The organism is Burkholderia sp. Ax-1724, from assembly GCF_011752995.1.
Taxonomy (GTDB): Bacteria; Pseudomonadota; Gammaproteobacteria; order Burkholderiales; family Burkholderiaceae; genus Paraburkholderia.
Window position 1 is genome coordinate 17,182 of record NZ_VWWL01000039.1, and the last position, 24,642, is coordinate 41,823.

At 65.3% G+C, this 24,642-nt stretch carries 23 protein-coding genes; 12 read left to right on the top strand and 11 right to left on the bottom strand.

Annotated elements, in window-relative coordinates:
• The first annotated feature begins 23 nt into the window (after window positions 1-23).
• Complete coding sequence (locus F3J19_RS30895) at window positions 24-1,151, top strand: diguanylate cyclase (RefSeq protein ID WP_167050057.1); 1,128 nt, start codon at window positions 24-26, stop codon at window positions 1,149-1,151.
• A 181-nt stretch (window positions 1,152-1,332) separates the two neighbouring features.
• Window positions 1,333-1,758 (top strand): HIT family protein, encoded by a 426-nt coding sequence (locus tag F3J19_RS30900; RefSeq protein ID WP_167050059.1) that lies wholly within the window; start codon window positions 1,333-1,335, stop codon window positions 1,756-1,758.
• A gap of 288 nt (window positions 1,759-2,046) precedes the next feature.
• On the opposite strand, the gene F3J19_RS30905 is transcribed toward F3J19_RS30900, so the two are convergent.
• Entirely contained in the window at window positions 2,047-2,229 is a 183-nt protein-coding gene (locus F3J19_RS30905) for a hypothetical protein (RefSeq protein WP_167050061.1), read from the bottom strand.
• Between the two features lie 322 nt (window positions 2,230-2,551).
• Between F3J19_RS30905 and speG the strand changes: the two genes are divergently transcribed.
• Both speG and F3J19_RS30915 read left to right on the top strand, forming a co-directional pair.
• On the top strand, window positions 2,552-3,094 hold the full coding sequence (speG, locus tag F3J19_RS30910; RefSeq protein WP_167050063.1) for a spermidine N1-acetyltransferase: 543 nt from the start codon (window positions 2,552-2,554) through the stop codon (window positions 3,092-3,094).
• A 432-nt stretch (window positions 3,095-3,526) separates the two neighbouring features.
• Entirely contained in the window at window positions 3,527-3,865 is a 339-nt protein-coding gene (locus F3J19_RS30915) for a hypothetical protein (RefSeq protein ID WP_167050065.1), read from the top strand.
• Window positions 3,866-4,141: 276 nt separating this feature from the next.
• On the opposite strand, the gene araH is transcribed toward F3J19_RS30915, so the two are convergent.
• The 4 genes from araH to F3J19_RS30935 all read right to left on the bottom strand — a co-directional run bounded on the left by araH (window position 4,142) and on the right by F3J19_RS30935 (window position 9,689).
• Window positions 4,142-5,146, bottom strand: a complete 1,005-nt coding sequence (gene araH / locus F3J19_RS30920) for an L-arabinose ABC transporter permease AraH (RefSeq protein WP_167050068.1) — start codon at window positions 5,144-5,146, stop codon at window positions 4,142-4,144.
• 175 nt (window positions 5,147-5,321) lie between these two features.
• Complete coding sequence (gene araG, locus F3J19_RS30925) at window positions 5,322-6,869, bottom strand: L-arabinose ABC transporter ATP-binding protein AraG (protein ID WP_167050070.1); 1,548 nt, start codon at window positions 6,867-6,869, stop codon at window positions 5,322-5,324.
• Between the two features lie 170 nt (window positions 6,870-7,039).
• Window positions 7,040-8,044, bottom strand: a complete 1,005-nt coding sequence (locus F3J19_RS30930; RefSeq protein ID WP_167050072.1) for an arabinose ABC transporter substrate-binding protein — start codon at window positions 8,042-8,044, stop codon at window positions 7,040-7,042.
• Between the two features lie 196 nt (window positions 8,045-8,240).
• Window positions 8,241-9,689 carry an aldehyde dehydrogenase family protein gene (locus F3J19_RS30935; RefSeq protein ID WP_167050074.1) on the bottom strand — a complete coding sequence of 483 codons (1,449 nt, stop codon included), beginning with the start codon at window positions 9,687-9,689 and terminating at the stop codon, window positions 8,241-8,243.
• 228 nt (window positions 9,690-9,917) lie between these two features.
• Between F3J19_RS30935 and F3J19_RS30940 the strand changes: the two genes are divergently transcribed.
• Window positions 9,918-10,895 (top strand): LysR family transcriptional regulator, encoded by a 978-nt coding sequence (locus F3J19_RS30940; protein ID WP_167050076.1) that lies wholly within the window; start codon window positions 9,918-9,920, stop codon window positions 10,893-10,895.
• A gap of 142 nt (window positions 10,896-11,037) precedes the next feature.
• Complete coding sequence (locus F3J19_RS30945) at window positions 11,038-11,592, top strand: YaeQ family protein (protein WP_167050078.1); 555 nt, start codon at window positions 11,038-11,040, stop codon at window positions 11,590-11,592.
• Between the two features lie 74 nt (window positions 11,593-11,666).
• Here F3J19_RS30945 and F3J19_RS30950 read toward each other — a convergent pair whose 3' ends face one another.
• Window positions 11,667-12,092, bottom strand: coding sequence for a VOC family protein (locus F3J19_RS30950; RefSeq protein ID WP_167050080.1), 426 nt, complete (start codon window positions 12,090-12,092; stop codon window positions 11,667-11,669).
• Window positions 12,093-12,535: 443 nt separating this feature from the next.
• Here F3J19_RS30950 and ada point away from each other — a divergent pair, with 443 nt between their 5' ends.
• The 4 genes from ada (at window position 12,536) to F3J19_RS30970 (ending at window position 17,377) form a co-directional block, all read left to right on the top strand.
• Window positions 12,536-13,750, top strand: a complete 1,215-nt coding sequence (ada, locus tag F3J19_RS30955; protein WP_205193405.1) for a bifunctional DNA-binding transcriptional regulator/O6-methylguanine-DNA methyltransferase Ada — start codon at window positions 12,536-12,538, stop codon at window positions 13,748-13,750.
• Window positions 13,747-14,664, top strand: a complete 918-nt coding sequence (locus tag F3J19_RS30960) for a DNA-3-methyladenine glycosylase (protein WP_167050082.1) — start codon at window positions 13,747-13,749, stop codon at window positions 14,662-14,664. The genes ada and F3J19_RS30960 overlap by 4 nt, the downstream gene beginning before the upstream one ends.
• 318 nt (window positions 14,665-14,982) lie before the next feature.
• Window positions 14,983-16,599 (top strand): glutamate--cysteine ligase, encoded by a 1,617-nt coding sequence (gshA, locus tag F3J19_RS30965; protein ID WP_167050084.1) that lies wholly within the window; start codon window positions 14,983-14,985, stop codon window positions 16,597-16,599.
• A 271-nt stretch (window positions 16,600-16,870) separates the two neighbouring features.
• On the top strand, window positions 16,871-17,377 hold the full coding sequence (locus F3J19_RS30970) for a hypothetical protein (protein WP_205193407.1): 507 nt from the start codon (window positions 16,871-16,873) through the stop codon (window positions 17,375-17,377).
• Window positions 17,378-17,505: 128 nt separating this feature from the next.
• Here F3J19_RS30970 and F3J19_RS30975 read toward each other — a convergent pair whose 3' ends face one another.
• Entirely contained in the window at window positions 17,506-19,068 is a 1,563-nt protein-coding gene (locus F3J19_RS30975) for a DHA2 family efflux MFS transporter permease subunit (protein WP_167050086.1), read from the bottom strand.
• Between the two features lie 179 nt (window positions 19,069-19,247).
• On the bottom strand, window positions 19,248-19,754 hold the full coding sequence (locus tag F3J19_RS30980; protein WP_167050088.1) for a MarR family transcriptional regulator: 507 nt from the start codon (window positions 19,752-19,754) through the stop codon (window positions 19,248-19,250).
• 255 nt (window positions 19,755-20,009) lie between these two features.
• Between F3J19_RS30980 and F3J19_RS30985 the strand changes: the two genes are divergently transcribed.
• Entirely contained in the window at window positions 20,010-20,396 is a 387-nt protein-coding gene (locus F3J19_RS30985) for a hypothetical protein (RefSeq protein ID WP_167050090.1), read from the top strand.
• A 290-nt stretch (window positions 20,397-20,686) separates the two neighbouring features.
• A complete protein-coding gene (locus tag F3J19_RS30990; protein ID WP_167050092.1) occupies window positions 20,687-22,342 on the top strand; it encodes an efflux transporter outer membrane subunit in 1,656 nt (551 codons plus the stop codon).
• A gap of 176 nt (window positions 22,343-22,518) precedes the next feature.
• Here the strand turns inward: F3J19_RS30990 and F3J19_RS30995 are convergent, their stop codons facing one another.
• From F3J19_RS30995 to gspL, 3 genes are all read right to left on the bottom strand, one after another.
• The gene (locus F3J19_RS30995; protein WP_167050094.1) at window positions 22,519-23,298 is read right to left on the bottom strand and encodes a type II secretion system protein N; all 780 of its coding nucleotides are present in this window, start codon (window positions 23,296-23,298) and stop codon (window positions 22,519-22,521) included.
• 28 nt (window positions 23,299-23,326) lie between these two features.
• Entirely contained in the window at window positions 23,327-23,830 is a 504-nt protein-coding gene (locus F3J19_RS31000; RefSeq protein WP_167050096.1) for a type II secretion system protein M, read from the bottom strand.
• Window positions 23,827-24,642 (bottom strand): type II secretion system protein GspL (gspL, locus tag F3J19_RS31005; RefSeq protein WP_240159366.1); only part of this gene is annotated, 816 nt, incomplete at its 5' end. The genes gspL and F3J19_RS31000, both read right to left, overlap by 4 nt.

Consider the following 24,642-nt stretch of genomic DNA (forward strand, 5'->3'; position numbering starts at 1 on the left):
GATATTCATTCTGGCTGAACGACATGGACACGCCTAAACCGCCCCAGAACGCCGCTGCGCAGCATGCCGCAGACGAAGCGAACACACCGGCACAGGCACCGGCACACGCGCTCGACGTGGAAGATGCGCCCAGCCTCGCCATCGACGACGCGCTCGCGCGCATCCTCGCCAACCCGCCCGCGGCCGAGTGCCCGATCATGGTGCTGCTCGTCGACGACCAGGCGATCATCGCCGAGGCGGTGCGCCTCGCGCTCGCCGGCGAGCCCGGCGTCGACTTTCACTACTGCGCGTCGCCGGAAGAGGCGGTGCAGTGCGCCGAGACCACCCGCGCCACGGTGATCCTGCAGGATCTCGTGATGCCGGGCACGGACGGTCTCACGCTGGTACGGCAGTACCGGCAGAATCCGGCCACGCGCGACATGCCGATCATCGTGCTGTCGACCAAGGAGGAGCCGCTCGTGAAAAGCGCGGCGTTCGCGGCCGGCGCCAACGATTACCTCGTGAAACTGCCGGATCGCATCGAGCTGATCGCGCGTATCCGCTATCACTCGCGCTCGTATCTGAACCTGCTGCAACGCGACGAGGCGTATCGCGCGCTGCGGCAGTCGCAGCAGCAGTTGCTCGCGACCAATCTGGAACTGCAGCGGCTCACGCATTCGGACGGCCTGACGGGGCTGTCGAACCGGCGCTATCTCGATCAGTACCTCACCGCCGAATGGCGCCGCGGCGCGCGCGACAAAACCGGCCTCGGCTTCCTGATGATCGACGTCGACAACTTCAAGGCCTACAACGACACCTACGGGCACGTCGCCGGCGACGAAGTGCTCAAGAGCGTCGCGCATACGATCGAATCGTGCCTCGGCCGCGCGTCCGATCTCGCGGCGCGCTTCGGCGGCGAAGAGTTCGCGGTGGTGGTGCCGGGCACGTCCGCCGGCGGCTTGCGGCTGCTCGCGGAAAAAATCCGCATCGCGATCGAAGACCTCGCGATTACCCATGCGGGCTCCGCGACGAGCGTCGTGACGATCAGCATCGGCGTGGCGAGCCTCGTGCCGTCGATCGTGCAACCGGTGACGACGCTGATCGAAGCCGCCGACGTCGGCCTGTATCGCGCCAAACGCGACGGCAAGAACCAGGTGGCGACGAGCGGTTGAGCCGGTTTCTCGCCGTCAAGGCGATAGCGTAACAATCGCGGCGGACAATCGACGGAGAACGGGCAAGACCGCGTAAGGAACGCGGCGCCGAAAGCGACGCCCAAAACGGCGCAAAAAAACGCGGCGGCCCCGTTACTATCGACCGGTAACCCCACCCAGTCCAACGAGGAAAGGAAACGCGATGAGCTACGACGACAGCAACCCGTTCGCGAAAATTCTGCGCGGCGAATTACCGTGCATCAAGGTGGCCGAAAGCGACCGTGCTCTGGCCTTTATGGACCTGATGCCGCAGGCCGACGGTCATCTGCTCGTCGTGCCGAAGGAAGCGGTCGCGGAAATTTTCGATCTGTCGGACGCCTCGCTGGTCGCGTCGATGCGCATGGCGCAGAAGCTCGCGATTGCCGTGCGCGCGGCCTTGCGCCCGGACGGCGTGTTCATCGGCCAGTTCAATGGCGCGGCGGCCGGACAAACCGTGCCGCATGTGCATTTCCACGTGATTCCGCGCTGGGAAGGCCATCCGCTGAAAATGCATGCGCGCGAACCCGCCGACGCGGACACGCTCGAAGCGCTGGCCAAACGGATTCGCGCGCATTGGCGCGCCGATTGAGGCCGGGCGTGCCCGGCCGGTTAGCCGCCGACGCCATTTGCCGCCCAGACCTGAAGTTGCCACTTAAGTCACATGGGCCATGCAGGTCATGCGCCGTAACATCTGTAAAAGCCGTTGAAACCACCAATAGGCGCAGCGCCGCTAGACTGTCTACTGCCTTGTAACTCAAGGCATTGAGTGTGGATCTCTTTTTTAGCCTGCCTGAGCGGCAGGCTTTTTTTCGGGCGCGCCGGGCAATAGCATGCCCTGGACTTCACGTCCGCTTCATGGTCGATCCACCGCCCAACCTCACAGCCGATGATCGCGCGAACGGCGCAGCGGATGGCGCCAGTCGATGCGCCTCGGCCGCGCATGCAACGGTCGCCCTTCGTGCAGATGACGGTGTTCCTGCCACAGTTCGTCTGAGAAAAGAAACGCGACGATCAGCAGCGGAACCACCAGAAAGATTCCCAATATCAGGTGCTCGCTCACGATAGCCTCCATCACAGGAGCATGATTTCATTGTAGAGCACCGCTTATGCCCGTCAGGCGTCTCGCCGCGCATAAACGCTCGATGCTGGCGGCCGCTGGCGAAACACCGCGCTGCCCTCGCCTGTTCGCGCGGCTTTGCGCCTGGCGCATGCTTTACCGCACGCGGGGCAACGACGCCTTGCATGCGCCCGGCGCCCAGCGCCCGCCGCGAACTCGCCCTCGTTACACGTAGACTAACCGGCATCGACGTGAAAAAAAGACCGCGTTACATGCGCTGCATGCAACGCCGGGATCCGAACCGCTGGCTCTCAAGGGGAATGCCATGACCATCGAACGTAGCCGCGAACTGAGCCTGCGCCCGCTCGAACGCACCGATCTGCGCTTCGTCCACGACGTGAACAACGACGCCAAGATCATGCGGTACTGGTTCGAAGAGCCTTATGAAGCCTTCTCCGAACTGAGCCAGCTCTACGACGAGCACGTGCACGATCTGCGCGAGCGGCGCTTCGTCGCGATCGACAACAAGGGTGCGACGGTCGGGCTCGTCGAGCTGATCGAGCTGGACTACATCCATCGGCGCGGCGAGTTTCAGATCATCATCGCGCCGCATGCGCAGGGTCGCGGCTACGCGAGCGTCGCGACCCGCCTCGCGATCGACTATGCGTTTTCGGTTCTGAACATGCGCAAGCTCTACCTGATCGTCGATAAATCGAATGCGGCGGCGATTCACGTTTACGAGAAATGCGGCTTCAGGCACGAGGCCGAATTGATCGAGGAATTTTTCAGCAACGGCCAGTATCACAATGCGCTGCGCATGTGCCTGTTTCAGGCGGATTTCTTCAAATCCGACACGCGTTCGGAGTGATTTAGCGAGTGCGGCCAGGCGAGCCGTTGCGCACCTGGCATCGTTTATCTTCTGCACATACACCGTTATTTCGCATGACTGGCTTTGCCCGCCCGATGACTTTGTGTGCGTCGCACAAAATCCGCGCATTCATTTTATTAAATCGCTTAATTGATGCTGCGCGTTTACGCGAATACGCCGTGCAATGCATTACCTGTTAAAGGCGTGCGCGCCGTCGATCTTTTAGTTATCCGTTTCATTCCGGCTCGTTCAGGCACCTGCTCAAGGATTAATCAGATGCGGCATGAGGTGCGACAATCCGCCACTGTTGCGACCGCACACAAAATGTGCTTGTCCTTCTTTCCCGTTCTCCTAAAGTGCAAGTTGCGGGTCCGCCGTTAAAGTTAAATACATAGCTAACCTGAGCATTCTGACCTGCACCGGAGGAAAAAAATGAAAACTCGAATCGCCGTTGTTTTCGCCATGGCGGGTTTGGCTGCCGCAAGCGTTCAGGCGCAAGACGTCATGATCAAGCCGCAGCAAACGATTCAGTTCAAGGCCAATGCGTATGGCTGCGTGTCGAAGGATAAGCTCGATGCCGCCGACCAGCATGCGCAAGCCGGCGAACAGCAGCAGATGCAGGAATTCTTCTCCGGATTTCAATGCGTATCGACGCCGCAGGATTCCAGTTTCCGGGTCGTGCGCGTGGTCGGCCACGACGTCGAGTTCGTGAATTCCAGCAATAGCGACACCGAAGGACTCTGGGCAAACGACCGGTTTATCAGGCAATAGTCAAAACCCCTGCAATAGGGAGTACCGTTTTTCCGGCAAAAGCCGGAATGCGGATTGACGTGTGCAACTGCCGGTTTTGAAAGCGGGCAGCATGAACACGTGAGCCAAGAAGCGGCCCGGCATCGTGATGCCCGGCCGTTTTTTTATTGCCCTTTGCCTACCGAGGATGCAATACGGCGATGCAATAAAAAAGCCGATGCGGATTAGCAATCCGCATCGGCAGCACGCCTTCTCGCAAGCGCAGGAAAAACCGGCAAAGAGCGGGGCAAGCGGGCGTCAGTGCACGCGCTTGCTGCGGCGGAACTGGTCGAACAGCACCGCGAGCAGCAGAATGCCGCCGCGAATCAGGTACTGGTAAAACGTCGGCACGTTCAGCAGGCTCATCGCGTCCTGCACCGAGCCCATGATCAGCACGCCGACCAGCACGCCCGAAATCGTCGCGACACCGCCTGTCAGCGACACGCCGCCGAGAACGCAGGCCGAAATCACGCCGAGTTCGAGCCCGACCGACGTCTTCGGATCGCCGAGGCTCATGCGCGACGCGAGCATCACGCCCGCGAAGCCGGTCACGAGACCTTGCAGCACGAACACGGTGATCTTGATGCGCGTGACCGGCAGCCCCGCGAGCACGGCCGCTTCGCTATTGCCGCCGACGGCCAGCACGTTCTTGCCGAACACGGTTTTCTTCAACAGAAAGCCGAACAGCACGAAGCCGACGATGTTGCTCCAGATCGGATACGAGATGCCGAGGAACGAACCGCCGCCGAGATCGAAGAAGCGCTCTTCGGAAATCATCACCGCGTCGCCGTTCGACGTGATGTAGGCGAGGCCGCGCACGACTTCCATCATCGCGAGCGTGACGATCAGCGAGTTGATCTTGTAGCGCGCGACGAGCGTGCCGTTCACGAGCCCGACCGCGCCGCCCGCGAGCACGCCGGCCACGATGCCGATGAACACGCTATGCGTCGCGGTAATCAGCACGGACGCCACCACGCCCGAAAACGCGACGATCGACGCGACCGACAGATCCACCTCGCCGAGCGCGAGCACGAACATCATCGTGACGGAGATCGAGCCGATCAGCGTGACCGAGAGCAGCAGGCCCTGGATGTTGCGCGTGCTCAGAAAGTCGGGAACCGTGAACGACAGCACCGCGAACAGGATGATGAACACCATCACGATGCCGGATTTGTTGATGAGGTCCCAGGTGCGCGCGGCTCGCGCGGTGAGACCCGTGGCGGCGACGGCGGGGGTCGAGGAATCGGTTGAAGGTGTATTCATGGTGTCTGTTCCGTTTTAATGCCGTTTTAATGCCGTTTTTCATGCGGTTTTTCGTGCCGTTTTGGCTGCGGTAGTGCGCTTGCAACGGCGCGTTCCGGTTGCGTTCACCGAGTTGGCGAGCGAGCGGGCAAGCAGGGCGTGAAGCAAAGTGAGCCCAGCGCGATCGGCCCGACGCTCAGCGCGGCAACGCGAGCTTGATCAGCGCATCGGGCGTGGCCTGCGCTTTCGGCAAATCGCCGACGATGCGTCCTTCCTTCATCACGATCACGCGATCGGTCACGCCGATCACTTCGGCAAGATCACTCGACACGACGATGACCGTGCGGCCCGCTTCGGCAAGCCCGTACAGCAGCCCGTAAATCTCGCTACGCGCGCCGACGTCGATGCCGCGCGTGGGCTCGTCCATCAGGAACACGTCGATCTCTTCCGCGAGCCAGCGCGACAGGATCACCTTCTGCTGATTGCCGCCCGACAGCGTGCCGATCGGCGTGTCGCCGTTGCGCGTCTTGATCGCGAGCTTGCCGATGAACTCGCGCGTGGTCTGCGCTTCCTTGCGGCCGTTGAGCACGTGAAAGCGGCTGAAGTGGCGGCGGCAACTGATGTTGAGGTTGTCCGATACCGACGCGATCGAGACGATGCCTTCCTGCTTGCGATCCTCGGGACACAGCGCAACACCGGCGCGCACCGCGTCGCGCGGCGTCGCGAACTGCACGCGCCGGCCCTTCAGCGCAATCTCGCCGGCGCTCGGTTTCACCGCGCCGTAGATCAGCTTCATCAACTCGGAGCGGCCCGCGCCGACGAGCCCGAAGAAGCCGACGATCTCGCCCTTGCGCGCGGCGAACGAAGCCGGCTCGCGCAGCCCCGGTCCTAGCAGCGCCTTCACGTCGAGTTGCACGTCGCCGAGGTTGCGCGTGCGATAGCCATACACGTCGGTAATCGAGCGGCCGACCATGCAGCTGATCAGCCGGTCGCGATCGAGTTCCGCGCCGGCCTCGAACGTGTCGATGCGGCGGCCGTCGCGAAACACGGTGACGCGATCGCACAGTTCGTACACCTCGTCCATCCGGTGCGTGACGTAGATGATCGCGCGGCCTTCGGCCTTCAGCGCGCGGATGATGCGGAACAGCTGCGTCGTTTCGCGCGACGACAACGAACTGGTCGGCTCGTCGAAGGCGATCACGCGCGCGTCGCGCATCAGCGCCTTGCCGATCTCGATCATCTGCCGCTGGCCGATCGACAGATGCTTGACCTGCTGCGACGGGTCGATCTTTTCGCCGAGCCGTTCGAGCTCGCGCATCGCGCGTGCGACGAGCGCCTTTTCGTCGAGGATACCGAAGCGATTCGGCAACGCGCCGAGCATCAGGTTTTCGGCGACGGTCAGCTCCGGCACCAGATGCAGTTCCTGATAGATGATCGCGATGCCCGCCGCGATCGCCGCTTTGGTCGTCGCAAACTGCTGCTCGACGCCGTCGAGCGACAGCGTGCCCGCGACCGGATGATTGACGCCGGACAGCACCTTCAGCAGCGTCGATTTGCCCGCGCCGTTTTCGCCCATCAGGCCATGCACTTCGCCGCGCCGTACTTCGAGCGAGACCTGGTCGAGCGCGAGCACGCCCGGAAAGCGCACGGTGATGCCGTCGAGTTGCAGATAAGGGTCGCCGGAAGCGGGCGAGGGCGCGAGCGCCGCCGCGCCGTCGTGGGACCCGGTGGAGAAGGACGTCATCGAGAAACCTCAAACAGGTGGAACCTGCGCGGGCCACCTCGCGCTCGTGCGGCTAAACACATGAACGCATGAACATACGAGCGCGATGCGGCCCGCCACGGCGGCGAGAAACCTCGCTTAAATGCCGGTGAAATACTGCGAGCCCAATGCCGCGGGTTAAATGCCGCGCCTCAAATACCAAGCTCCTTGCGCACGTCCAGCCAGTTGTCGCGCACCATCAGCTTGCCGGTGGTCTGCGTGTCGGCGGGCGGCTGCTTGCCGTCCTTGATCCACTCGACGAGGTTCTCGGTGCTCTCCTTGCCGTGGTTCGTCGAACTCACGGCGATCGTGCCGTAGAAGCCGGTCGGCTCCTTCTTCTGGAACTCGGCGAATGCTTCGCCCGCACCGTTGATGCCGACGCCGATCACGTCCGCGGCCGGAATATGCAGCTGCTCGGTCGCGCGCACGCCGCCGAGCACGCTTTCCTCGTTGAGCGCGAAGATCACCCACTTCTTGATGTTCGGATGCTGTGCGAGCACCGGCGATACCGCGTTGAAGCCGCCTTCGTCGTCGGTCGTTTTCTGCGGCGCGTCGAAAATGTTTTCCTTCCTGAAGCCGCCCGCGAGCAGCGACTGCGTCGCGCCGTCGGTGCGCAGTTTCGCGGTCGGCAGTTCATAGTCGGTGATGCGCAGCGCGCCGACTTCCTCGGGCTTCCAGCCGCGGCGCTTCATTTCGTCGCTGATCGCCTGGCCCACCTGATTGCCGATCTTGAACGCGGACATGCCGAGGTGCGGCACGTTCGCGAGCGGCTTGCCGGTCGAGTCGACCAGTTGATCGTCGACGGTCACGAACTTCATGTTGTAGCGCTTCGCGCGCGCCTGGATCGCCGGTCCGAGACGCACGTCGGGCGCGCAGATCACGAAGCCCTTGGCGCCCTGCGCGCCGAGGTTGTCGATCGCGGCCAGCACTTTTTCGCCGTCCGGCGTGCCGATGTTGACGACCGAGAAGCCGTCCTTCTGACCGAGCGCGGTCGCGGCCTTCTGTTCGTTGATGAACCACGCCTGTTCCGGCATCTTCACGAGGAAGCCGACCTTGAGCGGCTCATCGGCGCGTGCGGACAGTTGCGCGGCAAACGGCGCGGCGAGGGCCGCTGCGGCCATCGCGGTCAGGGTCAAACGGCGAAGCTTGCTGGTCATCTTTGTCTCCTGAGGTTGAAAAGCTGCATTGATGTCGTGTAATTGCAGCAGGGCAGTGCGCGGCGGCCTCAGCCGTCGCGCGAATCCGGGTGAATTTGCGGGTGAGGTTGCGGACGAAAGCGCGAGCAGCACATGAAGCGCCGCGTGAGCCGATGCGCGCAACCGGTAGCGAATGCGTGAGCGCGGCTCATGGCGCTCAGCCCGCCACGTAGGCCGTTTTCACGGCCGTCCAGAACGCCGCGTCGGTCGCGCCATAGGCCGAGGCCTTGCGCCCGCCGCCGGGTCCGTGATGCTCGACGGCGGTGGTCGGCAGATTGATCGTCACGAGCCCGCTCTGCACATGGCGGCGAAAATGCCGCGCGCGTTCGAGCGAGCGCGTGCAGATGCCGGCGCACAAACCATAGGCGGTGTCGTTCGCGAGATAGAGCGCGTGCTCGTAGTCGTCGGCGCGCAGCACGACCGCGAGCGGCCCGAAAATCTCGTCGCGGGCGATGCGGTGCTCCGCCTCGCCGATAAACAGCGCGGGTTCGAAGAAATAGCCGCGCGTCGCGCGCTCCAGAGGCCGGCCGCCGTGCAGCAGTTGCGCGCCTTCCTGCTCGCCGATGCGCACGTAGTCGAGATTGCGTTCGAGCTGCGCCGCGTTCGCGACCGGACCGATGTCGGTGCCGTGCTTCAGCGCGTGATCGACGGTGAGTCTGGCGAGCTTCGCCTGCAACGCGTCGACGAACGGCGCGAACACCGCGCGCTCGACGATGAGCCGCGCCGACGCCGTGCCACGCTGGCCCGTCGCGCTATAGGCGCCGGTCAGCGCCGCCTCGACCGCGCCGTCGAGATCGGCGTCGGCGAGCACGACGAACGGATTCTTGCCGCCCATTTCGAGCTGCACGCGTGCCTGGCGCGCGGCGGCCGCCTGCAGCACGCGCGTGCCGGTTTCGGTCGAGCCCGTGAAGCTGATCGCCGCGACGAGCGGATGCCCGACGATGCGCGCGCCGACCTTGCGGCCGCTGCCCATCACGAGGTTGAACACGCCGGCCGGCAAACCCGCGCGGCTGATGATCGAGGCCAAGGCCGCCGCGCAGGCCGGCGCCGATTCGGCCGGCTTGTAGACGACGCAGTTGCCGTGCGCGAGCGCGGCGCCGATCTTGGCCGCGGCGATCGCGAGCGGCGCGCTCCACGGCGCGATGATGCCGACCACGCCGAGCGGCTCACGCGTCATGTCGATCTCGACGCCGGCGCGCGCCGACGCGAGCGGCTCGGCGAATGCTCGCAAGGCCTCGGCCGCGAACAGCTTGAAGAGCTGGCCCGCGCGCGTCGCTTCGGCGAGCGCTTCGGGCAACACCTTGCCGATTTCGCGCGCCAGCAGCCGCCCCAGTTCGTCGCGGCGCGCGAGCATTTCGCTGCCGATCGCGTCGAGCGCGTCCGCGCGGCGCTGCGCCGACGCGAGCGACCAGTCGCGAAACGCCGCGTGGGCGGCCTCGATCGCACTGTCGGTCTGCCGCACGTCGGCCCGCGCGTATTCGCCGACCGGGTCGCCCAGGTCCGACGGATTGAACGACATGCCCGCGGTCGCGCCGGTCTCCCATCCACCATTGATGTAATGGCGAAACGGGCTGGCAACGAGCGGGACGAGCGGATCGCGGTTCATCGACGGAAACGGCGTGGCATGGAAAAAGGCGGCAAGCGCGGGCGAAGCTCACAAAGTCCACGAATGGTATGAGCGGCCGTCATAACTTTCCAATCCCTTTTTAGGTCTCTCCGATATCAGTTTCGATATGGCATCATGGCGCCCTGAAGCGCGGCGACCGGCCGCCGTCACCACGACGGGCGGTTCGGGGCAGCAAGCCGCGCGCCGAAAACGGAAGGAGACAACGCGATGACGCGTAGCTATTCGAACTGGTTCGTGCGAGCGCGGCTCAAGACGCGCCAGCTGCTGCTGCTCGCGGCAATGGAGGAAGAGGGCAACGTGCGGCGCGCGGCCGACGTGCTCGGCATGACGCAGCCGGCCGCGTCGCGGCTGCTCAAGGAACTCGAGGACATGCTCGAAGTGAGCCTGTTCGACCGCACGCCGCACGGCATGCACGCAACGCTCTACGGCGAGGTGATGATCCGCCACGCGCGCATGGTGCTGTCGAACCTGAGCCAGGCGCACGACGAAATCTCGGCGCTGCGCTCGGGGCTCGCGGGCCAGGTGCGCATCGGCGTGATCGCGGCCGCCGCCGCGGCGATGGTGCCGCGTGCGATCGCGAACGTGAAGGAGCGCTATCCGCAATTGCAGATCTGGGCCGACATCGAGACCTCGGACGTGATGCTGCCGCGCCTCGCCGAAGGCGATCTCGACATCATGGTCGGCCGCGTGCTCGAACGGCAGAACCAGCTCAAGACCGACGTGCGCTACGAGCCGCTCGCCGACGAACCGCTCTGCGTGGTCGCCCGGCCCGGCCATCCTCTCGAAAATGAGACAGGTTTGACATTGCGCGGAATCGTCAACGCGAGCTGGGTTCTGCATCCGCCGGGCAGCGTGCTGCGCCACCGCTTCGATCTGATGTTTTCGCAGATCGGCCTGAATCCGCCGCAAAATGTCGTCAATACGAACAATTTTCTGGCTATTTCGAGCCTGCTCCTGCAAAGCGACATGTTGGCGGTTTTACCTGAGGAAGTGGCGCGTCAATACCAACAGTACGGCGTATTGAAACGGGTACCGATCGATTTACCGTACAGGATGGATACATTCGGTATCATCACGCGCCAGTCGCATCTGCTGGCGCCGGCCGCCGTGATCGTACTCGACGCCTTGCGCGACGCGGCTCGCGAGGTCTACGGCGCGCCGCTGGAGCCCGTGGTGGCCCGATAAATGCTCCTTCCGTCGTCATAGGCACCGGCTGACGGCGCGGGAGGAACACGCGATGCATGGCAAATACGACAGACGGCAACGCGCCGTCGACGATTCTTTTTCCGTTCGCTCCGGTGGAGCGAGCGCCTGGTTCAGCAACGGCATGGCTCTCAAATCGACGATTTACAAGGCGGAACTACAGATCGCGGACATGGACCGGCACTATTACGCCGACCATTCGCTGACGATCGCCCGTCACCCCTCGGAAACCGACGACCGGATGATGGTCCGCGTCGCGGCGTTCGCGCTGTTCGCGCAGGAACGGCTCGAGTTCTGCAAAGGCTTGTCGGATGTCGACGAGCCGGACTTGTGGCAGAAAGACCTCACCGGCGCGATCGAAACGTGGATCGAGGTCGGCCAGCCCGACGAGCGGCGCATCGCGAAGGCGAGCGGCCGCGCCAATCACGTAGTCGTGATCGCGTACGGCGGGCGGACCTCGGACATCTGGTGGCAGGGCGTGCGCAACAAGGTCGAGCGTCTGCGCAACGTGACGGTGTGGACGCTCGGCGAGGACGTCGCCGCATCGCTCGGCTCGCTTGCCGAACGCACGATGCGGCTGCAATGCACGGTACAGGATGGTGAAGCGTGGCTCGGCAGCGCCGAGGCCGACGCGGTGAAAATCGACTGGACGGTGTTGAAGGCGCCCGCCGACGCCTGAGTTCTACGCGAAGCCGGCGCCGGCCTGACCGGCCAACGTCGCTCGCGGCGGCCCGAGCGCCCCCTGGCCGAAGCTCAGAGCGACGTCACCCGCGCCGCGTCCGGCGGCCCCTTCAGTTCGACCATATTGCCTTCCGGGTCGAACAGATACAGCGACGGCCCAAAGCCGTCCGCGCCATAACGCACGCCCTGTTCGCCGATCCGCGCGCCATGCGCGGCCAGATGCGCCGTGAGCGCTGCGACGTCGAACGATTCGATGCGCAGGCACAGGTGATCCAGATTGCGTCCCGTGCCCGGCATACCGTTTTCCGCGCGATCGAGCTTTGCGCCGACCTGCAGCAGATCGATCAGCGAACGTCCCGCGCGCAATTGCGTAAGACCCAGCTCGCGCTGCTCCTTTTCGAGACTGCAGCCGAGCACGTCGCAGTAAAAACGCGCGAGCGTCTCGACGTTCGTCGCCCGGATCACGACGTGGTCGATCTCGCGAATATGGATTTTCATCTCGGACACCCTCTTGCCGGTTCGGAGAACCAATGAGCGAAGTGTAGGAGAAAGGACCGCGCGGCGGGATCGAGGGAGGGGAAGGGAAAAACGACGGGCAAAAAAAAGCCCGCTCGATTGGAGCGGGCTGAATCCATATCAGGAGGAGACATGGAGGAGACAGGTACTAATATACACATCGGGTTGATGCGACGCAATAACTTTTTAAGGGAAAACCCGGTATCGGGCCAAATTGTCGCGATTTGAGGCAAAACGCCCGCCTGGAGCGGGTTTACAGGTGAGTTGAAAGCGTCTGAAAGGAGATTCGGCGGGTTTTGACCCCGTTACGAGTAGGGAAAAGCGGGCTGCAATGACAGAGCAAGAACCGGAGCGTAGTGTGTCGCCATCGGACCTACATTGATGAGCATCGACATTGCCTGCCCATCAGGGACCACGGAACGATCATGAACGCCAACCGCCATTCCGCCGCAATCCGCACCGCCACCGGCGAGGAATCCAACGCCACCCGCTGGCTCACCGACGACGACCGCTGGGCCGCCGTCACCCGTCGCGAGCGCGAAGCCGACGGCGTCTTCTTCTACGCGGTCAGGACGACCGGCGTGTTCTGCCGGCCGTCGTGCGCGTCGCGCCAGCCACGTCGCGAGAACGTCGCCTTCTTCACCGATGCCGCCGCCGCGCGCGCCGCGGGCTTCCGCGATTGCAAGCGCTGCCAGCCCGGCGGCCTGCCGCGCGAACTCGACATCGTGAATCGCGCGTGCGCCGCGCTCGACGCGGATCCGCAGCAGCGCCTCACGCTCGCGCAACTGAGTGACGCCGTGCACGTGAGCCCGTTCCACCTGCAACGCCTCTTCAAGCGCGTGGTCGGCGTGTCGCCGCGCCAGTACCAGGCCGCGCAGCGCGGGGCCGCGTTGCGCGATGCGCTGAAGGGCGGCGCCGACGTCACGCGCGCGACGCTCGACGCCGGCTTCGGCTCGCCGTCTCGGATGTACGACAGCGCGCCGGCCGAACTCGGCATGGCGCCGTCCGCGTATCGCCGCAAGGGCGCGGGGCTCACGGTCCGCTACGCGAGCGCGCCGACCCCGCTTGGCTTCGTGCTCGTCGCCGCGACCGACAAAGGCATCTGCAAGATCGGTTTCGGCGACGACCCCGCGCCGCTCATCGACGAACTGCGCGGCGAATTCGCCAACGCGGCGCTCTGCGAAGACGCCGCCGGGCTCGCGCCGTTCGTCGCGCAGATCGACGCGTATCTGCGCGGCACCCGCCAGGACGTCGACCTGCCGCTCGACATCGCCTCGACCGCGTTCAAGCAGCGCGTGTGGGACGCGCTGCGGCGCATTCCGTACGGCGAAACGCGCAGCTATTCGCAAATCGCCGAGGCGGTCGGCTCGCCACGCGCCGTGCGCGCGGTGGCAAGCGCGTGCGCGACGAATCCGGTCGCGCTCGCGATTCCCTGCCATCGCGTCGTGCAGAAGGGCGGGGCGCTCGCCGGCTATCGCTGGGGGCTGCCGCGCAAGGCCGCCTTGCTCGACAACGAGGCGCAGCACGCCGGCGACGCGGCGCACGGCGCCAGCGAGGCGGGCCGCCGCAAAACCGGCCGCGACGACGCGAGCCCGAACCCCGCCAAGACAACAACATCCCGACTGGACCACGCCGCGTGACTACGCATAACGACGTCGCAACCCTCGAACTGCCCTTCAAACCACCCTTCGACTGGCCGCGCCTGCTGCGCTTTTTCGGCGGCCGCGCGACGCCGGGCGTCGAAGCCGTCGAAGACGGCGCGTATCGCCGCGCGATCGACTGGAACGGCGACGGCGGCACGCTCAGCGTGCGTCTGCATCCGCGCAAGCGCTGCATCGTCGCGAGTATCGACGGGCCCGCGAGCCGTCACGCCGACGCGCTCGCCGCGCCGATCGCGAAGATGTTCGACCTGCGCGCCGATCCGAAGCAGATTGCCGCGGGCTTCGCCGCCGATCCGTGGCTCGCGCCGCTCGTCGAGGCGGTGCCCGGCCTGCGCGTGCCGGGCGCATGGTCCGGCTTCGAGCTCGTGGTGCGCGCGATCGTCGGCCAGCAGGTCAGCGTGAAGGCCGCGACGACGATCATCGGACGGCTCGTGCAGCGCGCGGGCGAGCGCATCGAAGCTCATCCGCATGAGAACACCGCGTGGCGTTTCCCGACGCCCGCCGCGCTGGCCGAGGTCGACCTCGCGCAGATCGGCATGCCGGGCAAACGCGTCGCCGCCTTGCAAGGCTTCGCGCGCGCGGTCGCGAGCGGCGAGGTGCCGCTCGACAGCGACACCGTCGACGCCACGAGCCTGCGAGGCGCCTTGCTCGCGCTCGCGGGCATCGGCCCGTGGACCGTCGAGTACGTCGCGATGCGCGCCTGGCGCGACCCCGACGCGTGGCCCGCGTCGGACCTCGTGCTGATGCAGGCAATCTGCGCGCGCGATCCGTCGCTCGTGCGCCCCGCGCAGCAGCGCAGCCGCACCGATGCGTGGCGGCCATATCGCGCGTACGCGGCGATGCATCTGTGGAACGAGATCGCGGATCGAGCAGGCGCGGCCCGTGGCGGTTGAGTCGACGGCCGTCATGTCGACGGCCAGGTGAGGCGAGGCGACCCGCCGTACGCGGTTTGCGATCGCTGCACGAATAGCGTCACGCAACATGCAGCAGCGAGTTGCGTCGCCGGAACAGCAGATGCGGCGCGCCGGCAAGCAGCGCGCGCATCCCGCCGAAGTGGCCGCAAGCAGCCGTTCTGGCGAGATGTTAAAGTGCCCGCTACTGAAAATTCCGCCGAACGTTGTCGCCGCACCGTCCCGCCGTATCGCCAGCGAAACATCAGGTGATAATCAGGCCAGGCGGTACGCTGCGGCGGCAACGCGCGACTCGCATCAATGCCAAACACGAAACCTTCCCGCACGACCGATGCGTTCTCGCACCGCCTGTCCGTGCTGACCTCGAGCCCGCAACGCGAGGCGCTGATACGCGGCCTGCGCGGCATCGAAAAGGAAAGCCTGCGCGTCACGCACGACGGCCAGCTCGCGATGACGCAGCATCCGCGCGCTCTCGGCTCGGCGCTCACGCATCCTTCGCTGACCACGGACTACTCCGAAGCGCTGCTCGAACTGATTACGCCGGCCGAACAGGACGTTGCCGACACGCTCGCAAAACTCGACACGCTGCATCGTTTCGTCTATGCCGAACTCGGCGGCGAGATCCTCTGGAACAACTCGATGCCGGGCCTCCTGCCCGCCGCCGACGAGGGCATTCCGATCGCGCACTACGGCAGCTCGAACATCGGCAGGCTCAAGTACGTGTATCGCGTCGGCCTCGCGCTGCGGTATGGCCGCGCGATGCAGTGCATCGCAGGCATCCACTACAACTATTCGCTGAACGAAGAAGTATGGCGGCAGCTGCATGCGGATCAGCAGTCCACCGCGAACGCCGTCGATTTCCAGTCCGAGCGCTACCTCGCGCTGATCCGCAATTTCCGCCGCACGAACTGGCTGCTGATGTATCTGTTCGGCGCGTCGCCGGCGCTCGATCGCCGCTTCCTGCGCGATCGCCCGCACGCGCTCGACAGCTTCGACGCCGACACGCTGTATCGCCCGTACGCAACAAGCCTGCGCATGAGCGATCTCGGCTATTCGAACACCACCGCGCAAGCCGCGCTGCACGCCGACTACGACACGCTGCCCGGCTATCTCGACGCGCTCGCGAAGGCGGTGAGCCAGCCCTATCCGGCCTACGAGCAGATCGGCACGCAACGCGACGGCGAGTGGGTGCAGATCAACACCAACGTGCTGCAGATCGAAAACGAGTTCTATTCGACGATTCGTCCGAAACGCGTCACGTATCCGGGCGAGCGGCCGCTGCACGCGCTCGCCGCGCGCGGCGTGCAATACGTCGAAGTGCGTTGCATGGATATCGATCCGTTCGAGCCGACCGGTATTTCATTGGAGACCTCGCGCTTTCTCGACGCCTATCTGCTCGTCTGTGCACTCGAGGACAGCGCGCCGTTGCCGCCGCCCGCCTATGCCGAAGCGAACCAGAACTTCGGCCGCGTGACGATGGAAGGCCGCAAGCCCGGCCTCGAACTGATCCGCGACGGCAAGACCGTTGCGATGACCGATTGGGCCGACGAACTGCTCGCGAAGATCGACGCGGCCGCGGCCGCGCTCGACACGCTGCAGGGCGGCGACGCGCATGCGCGCGCCGTGGCCGCGCAACGCGCGAAACTCGCGGACGCGTCGCTGACGCCGTCGGCGCGCGTGCTGCAAACGATGCGCGACAGGCAGCAGAGCTTTATCGCGTTCGGTCTCGAACAGAGCGAGGCACATGCCGCGTATTTCCGCTCGCGTCCGCTCGATGCCGCGAAGGCGAAAGAGTTCGCCGACCTCGCGGTACAATCGCTCGACGAACAGGCGAAGCTCGAACGCGAAGAAGTCGGTTCGTTCGATGCGTTCGTCGCTGCTTATCGGGCGTATACGCTCAATCGTTTTAGCGTCTGAACGACGCGCAACTGATGTGAAGAAAGAGAAAGCGGCCCACGTGGCCGCTTTTTTGTTCGCCGCGCCATTCGACCCAGGGCATCGTGCAAATGAGCCGCGGGTAGGCTACGAGTAGGCAGCTGGTAGGCTTTACGCACGACACTTGCGGTTCGCGCCACCGATCGGCAAATTCTCCGCGCGCGCCAACGATTCTCCGAGGCGCATGAAACACCGCCCCGGCGTTGCGGTCCAAAGTGGTATGACACGCTCCGCAGCGGGAGGTACCAACGTGATGAGCAAATGTCTGTGGGCCGCGCTGTGTCTGGTGGCGACGGCAGGGTGTTCGACGCAGGGCCAGGTCGATCCGGACGTCATGCAGATCGCGACCACACCGTTGACGTGTTCGAGCCGGACCGAATGCGATCTCTGGTGGCAACGTGCGCAGTCATGGGTAGCGAGTCATTCGAAGTACAAGATCGAAACCGCAACCGATTCGCTGATCCAGACCACCGGCCCCGATGGCGGCAAGCGCGCACTCGCGTATCAGATCACGCGCACCGAGAATCCGGATGGCACCGCGACCATCGGCTTCTCCGCGCATTGCGACGGCGCATTGGGATGCAAGCCGAACCCGTGGCAAGCGGGCGCCGATTTCAAGCAGTACGTGAGAGGCGCGAGTGCTGAAGCGCCGCAGGGTGGAGCAAAGCCCGCGCAATCGCCGGAGCCTGCCGCGATGCATCCGGAAGCAATGCCGGAAAAGCCGCCGGCGACGCCGAACGGCGAGGCGATGTCGCAGTAGTGCGCGGGGCGTGCGTCGCAGTGATCGCACAGGTACGCCCCACGCATCAACAACACGTTACGCCGATGCGAACGACACGCGGCGCTCGAGCGTCGGCATGCGCGCTCGCCGCATCGGCGTGCAACGGCTCAATGCCCCATCGAAGGCCCCACGCCCTTGCGCGGCTTCGTGATCCACACCAGCACCGCCAGCACGAGAAACGCCGCGCAGGAAATGCGGAAGAAATCGTTGGTGGCCATCATGTACGCCTGCGAGGTCACCACCTGGTTCAACTGAGCAGTGAGGCTGTCGCCGGAAAGCCCGACGCCCGCGAGCGCATTCGTATAGGCATTGGTATTCGGCGAATACACGTTGACCGTATCGGCGAGCATCGCATGGTGATAGATCGTGTCGTTCTCCCAGAACGTCGTGCTGATGGCCGTGCCGATCGCGCCCGACAACGTGCGGAAGAAATTCGACAGACCCGACGCGCTCGCGAGCCGTTCGTCGGACACGCTGGAGAGCGTGATCGTCGTCATCGGCACGAAGAAGCACGCCACGCCGATGCCCTGCACGAGCCGCGGCAGAATCACGCCACCGAACGACACGTCGAGCGTAAACGTCGAGTTCCAGAACGACACGATCGCGAACACGATAAACGCGAAGCTCGCGACCATGCGCAGATTCAGCCGATGCATGTTCTTGCCGATCATCGGCGAGAGGAACAGCGCGAGCAATCCGACGGGTGCCGTGGCGAGGCCCGCGAGGCCGGCCGTGTAGCCCATTACCGTTTGGAGCCACAGCGGGAAGATCACCACCGAGCCGAAGAACGCCATGAAGCCGAATGAGATGATGACGACGCCGAGCGCGAAGTTGCGATCCTTGAAGAGTGACAGATCGACGATCGGCTCCTCCTCCGTCAACTCCCATACGAGCAGGAACGCGATCGACACGAGCGCGATCACCGCGAGCGTCACGATGAACGTCGAATTGAACCAGTCGCGGTCCTTGCCGAGGTCGAGCATCATCTGCAGGCACGACACGCCGGTCACGAGCAGCGCGAGGCCGATCACGTCGATGCGCTGCTGCGTCGTCTTCGTCTCGCGGCCGCGCAGCAGCAGGTACGCGCAAATCGCCGAGAACAGGCCGATCGGCACGTTGATGTAGAAAATCCACGGCCACGTGAAGTTGTCGGTAATGTAGCCGCCCATCACGGGACCGAAGATCGGCGCGCAGATCACGGTCATCGCCCAGAGGCCGAGGGCGAGTCCGCGCTTCGCGGGCGGATAGGAGCGCATCAGGATCGTTTGCGAGAGCGGCACCATCGGCCCGGACACGAGCCCTTGCACGAGCCGGAACACGATCAGCGATTCGAAGTTGTGCGCGAAGCCGCAGGCCGCCGACGCGAGCGTAAAGAGCAGCACCGACAGCGTGAACAGCCGCACTTCGCCGACGCGTCGCGCGAGCCAGCCGGTCAGCGGCACGGCAATCGCCGAGGCGACCGAATACGACGAGATCACCCAGGTGCCCTGGCTGGAGGCAACGCCGAGGCTGCCGGAAATGGTCGGCACCGCGACGTTCGCGATCGAGGTGTCGAGCACCTCCATGAAGGTGCCGAGCGCAAGGCCGACGGTCAGCAGGGCAAGCGTGCCGCCCTGTAGCTGGGCGGGTTCGTCGGCAAGCGGCGTAGCATCGGAAGCCGTGGCATCCATAGGTTGTTCTCCTCAGCCGGGAAAGCTTGTCACAGCAGCTTTATCGCGCGCTTCAAACGCGCCGCTTTCATGCCGCATCATCCTCTGCCCAGACAGCTTTCTTCAGGCAATGGCGCCTGGGGAAGCGCCTCGTTGCCTTGTTGTTGCGCGCCACCGCCTTGCGGCGATGGGTCTTCAGATCACGCGTCCGGCACATCCGGCTGCGCGGTCAATCCACAACATCCGCCGCCCCCTCCGTCCGGCCCGTTCGCAATGAAGCGGCTGAGCAGATGAATCAGCGTGGCGTGTTCGTCGGCGCTGAAACCGCGCAGCTGCTCGTTGAGCACCGCGACGCCGAGGCCCGGCAATTGCCGCGCGGCGTCATGGCCCTGCGGCGTCAGTTCCAGCTTCACCATGCGCCGGTCGTCGCTGCTGCGCGTGCGCACCACAAAACCTTTCTTTTCAAGACGATCCAGCAGACGCGTCATCGAACCGCTGTCGTACGACATGGCGCGCGACAGCTCGAACGGCGTGCTCGCGCGCCGCGACGACAGCATCAGGATCACGCCGATCTGCTGCGCGGTCAGCCCCAGCGGCTTGACCGCGCGGTCCGTGCGCTCGACCAGCACGTTGCGCGCTTTCGTCAGGTAATAGCCGAGACTCGTCGTGAGATCGGTCTCGTCCGCGTGGTAAGGGCCATCAGCCATGGTGTATCCGCAACATCGACAGGCAGAGGGAAGTTTAGCTGCCTAAGCAGGCAAGTCAAATCGCATTTTCAAACGACTGACCGGCAGAAAAACAACACTCCGGTCGTTCAAGGAGTGCAGTATGTTGAAAACTAATTGCATAGTCAATATTATGTTAAGCAATGAGTTTCGCGCGATACGCGCCTTTCGAGACCATGTTCTGACCGATCGTCCGCACGCCGCGGCTCCGCGACGCGCAAAAACAGGATTTCCCCGATGCTGTACCTCAAAAACACGCTTGGCGGCCTGAGCCGCTCACTGACCGATTCCGCACACAGGAACTTCCAAGGTCCGCACCGCTGGTGGAAGCTCGCGCTGTTCGCAGGACTGTTCGTGCTGCCGGGCGGATCGGTCGGCGTCGCGCTGCTCGCGTGGGTGGAGCATCGGCGGGAAACGAAGCGCGCGAAGAACAAGGTAGCGGCCGTGGACAACCCGGCGATCGTGCTGTCCGTGGAAGCCAGCGCGGCTACGGCAAAAGCCATTGCGGCTCCCGCGGCAAACGCCGCCACGGGCTGCCAGGCGCGCGGCGGTAAGCCGTGCCGGGCCGCAGCCGGCAAGCTGGCGCGGCAAAGACAGGCCAAACCGGCGGAAACGAGGGTTTGATCGTCGGCGCGCGTTCAGTGCGCGCGTCCGCCGCGATTCGACGCGCGACTTTGCCCGCTCGCCACACACGCGCCACCCGGCGCCCGCCGCTCCTCGCCTCACGCGGTAACAACGCGTAACCATCTCAATACCGCAAGTAACACACCTGCGCGTAGCCACGCATTACGCTTTCACCTTTCAGTTTCCCGCGCTCGTGCGGGCTCATACGCTAACATTCCGGCAGACCACGATCTCGCCCGGCCGGTGGCGCCGCTCCGGCCGCACCGCGGCGTCCAGAAGGAATCCATTGCATGCAGTCTGATCGAACCTCGCGCGCGCGGCCGCTTGCGCCGCGCGCTCTGACCCTTGCCGTAAGCGCGGCCTGCGCGATGCTCGTGGCCGCCTGCGCGGTCGGCCCCAACTATCAGCGGCCGGCCACCGAGATCCCGGCGTCGTACAAAGAAGCCGCCCCCGGCTGGAAGGTCGCCGAACCGGCCGATCAGTACGATCGTGGCGACTGGTGGGCCATCTACGAAGACCCGAAGCTCAACGAACTCGAAGACAAGCTGAACGCCGCGAACCAGACCATCGCGCAGTTCGCCGCGAGCTACCGGCAGGCGCGCGCGCTGGTCGGCGAGGCGCGTGCCGCGTATTTCCCGACCATCGGCGCGTCGGCGGGCGCGACGCGCTCGGGCAACGGCACGTCGTCGGGCGGTAATTCGACGACGGCGACAAACCGCACCGGCATCAACAACAACTTCAACGTCCAGCTCGACGCCAGCTGGGAGCCGGACCTGTGGGGTTCGGTCACGCGCTCGGTCAACGCGCAGAAGGCCGGCCAGCAGGGCGCCGCCGCCGACCTCGCGAACGCGCGCCTGTCGGCCCAGGCCACGCTCGCGCAAACCTACTTCTCGCTGCGCGCGCTCGACTCCACGCAAAAGCTGCTCGACGACACCGTCGCGGCCTATCAGCGCTCGCTGCAACTCACGCAGAACCAGTACGCGGCCGGCGTCGCCGCGCGCTCGGACGTGATTCAGGCGCAAACGCAGTTGCAATCGGCGCAGGCCGCGGCAATCGACAACGGCATCCAGCGCGCCCAGGACGAGCATGCGATCGCGGTGCTGATCGGCATGCCGGCCTCGATGTTCTCGCTGCCGCCGATGCCGCTCACCGCGACGCCGCCCGCCGTGCCCGCGCAAATGCCGTCGGCGCTGCTCGAACGGCGGCCGGACATCGCCTCGGCCGAGCGCAAGGCCGCGGCCGCAAACGAGCAGATCGGCGTCGCGATCGCGGCGTTCTTCCCGTCGCTGACGGTATCGGCGACCGGCGGCTTCGAGAACTCGGTGTTCTCGCAGTTGCTGACCTTGCCGTCGCGCTTCTGGACGCTCGGCCCGCAACTCGCCGGGACGATCTTCGACGCTGGCCTGCGCAAGGCGCAAACCGACGCCGCGCGCGCCGCCTACGACGCCGACGTCGCCACCTATCGTCAGACGGTGCTGACCGCGTTCCAGGACGTCGAGGACAACCTCGCGTCGCAGCGCATCCTCGAACAGGAAATCGTCGTGCAGCGGCAGGCGGTCGAGTCGGCCCGCCAGGCGCTCGCGATCGTCACCAACGAGTACAAGGCGGGCACGGTCGGCTTCGTCAACGTGCTGACCGCGCAGACCACCGCGTTCACGGCCGAGCAGAAGCTCGAGAGCATCGCGGGGCAGCGGATGGTGTCGTCGGTGGGGCTGGTGAAGGCGCTCGGCGGCGGCTGGGACGCGTCGCAGATGAATCGTGAGACGGGCGAGGTGGCTGCGCCGGCTCCGTTGCCGGCTGCGGCTGCGGCTGCGGTCACGCCGGGCGCGGCAGCCGCGGCAAGCGGCGCTGCCGTGGCGATGGCCGCCACGCCGGTAGCGCGTAGCGAGATGTCAAACACGGCGCAGAACGGCATGGAGGCGCAACCCCAAGTGCCGGGCAAATAAACGCCACGCCGCTCGCGAACCGCTGAAGCATCAACGAAGAATCAATCGCAAAGCGAAGCAAGAGCAAAGCAAAGCAGGACCGCAAAAACAGAAGAGGCATGACCGCGCAACGCGGCCATGCCTCTTTTTTTCATCGCGCCACACGTCCGCAACGCGCACGCATCAGCACACGAAAATCAGTGCACGAAAGCCAGCGCCACCGTATCGGGCCCGCTCGGCCGGCCTAGCAGATTCAGCAGGCCGGCCAGGTTGTCGCGCGCCTCGGGCGCGGCGCTCGCCGTGCCATGAAACGACGTCGAAGCCGCCGACACCGTGCCGCTGCCGTTCAGCATCAGCGGTCCCTTGAGCGTGCTCAGATCGAGCGTCGACGAAGTGCCCTGCGCCTGCAAACGGACCCGATACGAACCGAGCGGCTTGACGAGCGAAATCCGCGAACTGACGTCGGTCAGCGTCATGGTCAGTTGCCCGAACGCTTCGCTATTGAAGCTGCGCCAGTCCGTCCACGAGAGCTGCACGTCGCCCTGCAGATCGAGCGTATTGAACGGCGCGCCGAGCCCGACGAGCAGCGACGCCGGCACCGCGAGCGCGCCCGGCGTGATGGTTGCACCGCGCGGCGTCGCGTCGACCGTGACCGGCTCGGGCATCGCCTCGCTGTGCCGCATGACCATGCGCACGCGTCCCGTGAACAATGGCCAGAACGCCGTATGCCATTCGATCCGGCCAGGCAGCAAGGTGGCCGTGCTCATGTCGGAACCGGCGGCCAGCATCAGCGTGGCCGAGCCGTGCCAAAGTGAGCCTTCCGCGTCGACGAAATTGACGTGGCCATGGGTCTGCCGCGCAAACTGCGGCGTGATCCAGGCGGCCGGCAGCAAGGCCAGCATCACGGCCGCGGCCGACAACAATGCGACCACGAGCCAGGGCAGCGCGATACGTACGCGCCACATCCAGTAATTCATGCGAAATCCTGTAGCGAACGGCTCATTCTTATTTTGCGGTCGACGGCTGCAACGACACCGTCAGGTCCACCTGGCCGTCGTCCTTCAACGCGGTGATGTGCGCCTCGGCGACCTGCACCTTGAACTGCTTGCGCACGTCGTCGACCCATGTCGTCCAGGCCGGAAACGCGACGTTCTTCATCTGCACCTGCACCGCGTTGCCGATGAACTGCACCTGCGTCGCGGTCAATCCGTGATCGCCGAGCGACGCCGTCAACGCATCCTTCAAGGCCGCGCCGGTCGGTGCCACGCCCTGAGCAGCCGCCGACAGCGAGCGCGCCTCGTTCGCCTGTGCGGTCATCTGCGCGAGTTGCCGTTGCAGCGCCGGCAGCGATTCCTTGAGGTGCGAGCGGCCGTCCTGCGCCGGCGCCCACAGCACCGACCACGCGACCACCACCGCGAGCACGCCGCCGCCCCACGTCAGCAGCCCCTTTTCGCGATCGGTGCGCTGGTCCCAGAATCCGGCCCATGTTTGAGCGAGTTCAGCTTTCATTGTCCGTTCCTGATGGTCCACTTGCCGGTGTTGCTGTCGATCGCGCCGGTGAGTCCGTTGCGCTCGAGGCGCTTCGCAAAATCGGGATCGACCTTGATCTCCGGTTTGAACGTCACCTCGAGGCGATGCTCGTGATAGTCGAGCGCGGCGATGCCGTTGACCGGCAGCGGCGACAGCGAGCGCGCGAGGCCATCGGCGAGCGAGAGGAAATCTTCCGGCGACAGTTCGCCCGCCGCGACACGCAACTGCTGCACCTGGCGCGCCATCTGGTCGGGCGCGTCGAGCACGACCGTCGTCTTCGGGAACGTGTTGAGCAGCAGCTCCGTCATCTGCGTGTTGATCGCGTCGCGCTGGCGCGACAGCATCAGCCACTGCACGTTCGCGCCGATGACCGCGACGACGAGCGCCGCGACCGCGAGCAGGATCGGCAGACGCAGACGCCGGAGCGTCGCGCGATCGAGCCGCCACGGCTGCGAGGCGAACTCGAACTGGCACAGATCGAAGCGACATTCGAGCGCGCGCCGCGCAAGCTGTTCGAACGGCAGCGGACTCGCGCCGTGGACGTGCGCGGCGAGCCGCGCGGGACTCGTCGCGGAAGAACCCGGTTCGTTGCCGGGCACCTCGGTCAGCATGTACAGCGACACCGGCGCGGCGCCCGCGAGCGCGGCCAGCGTCGCGTTCACGGCATTGGCCGGCGCCGCGAGCCCTTCGCCTTGCACGCCGCGCGCAATCGCGAGTTCGACGCGCGGCACGCCGCTCTCGACCGCGCCTTCGAGCAGCAGCGCGGGCGCGGTCTGCACGACCGCGCCGAG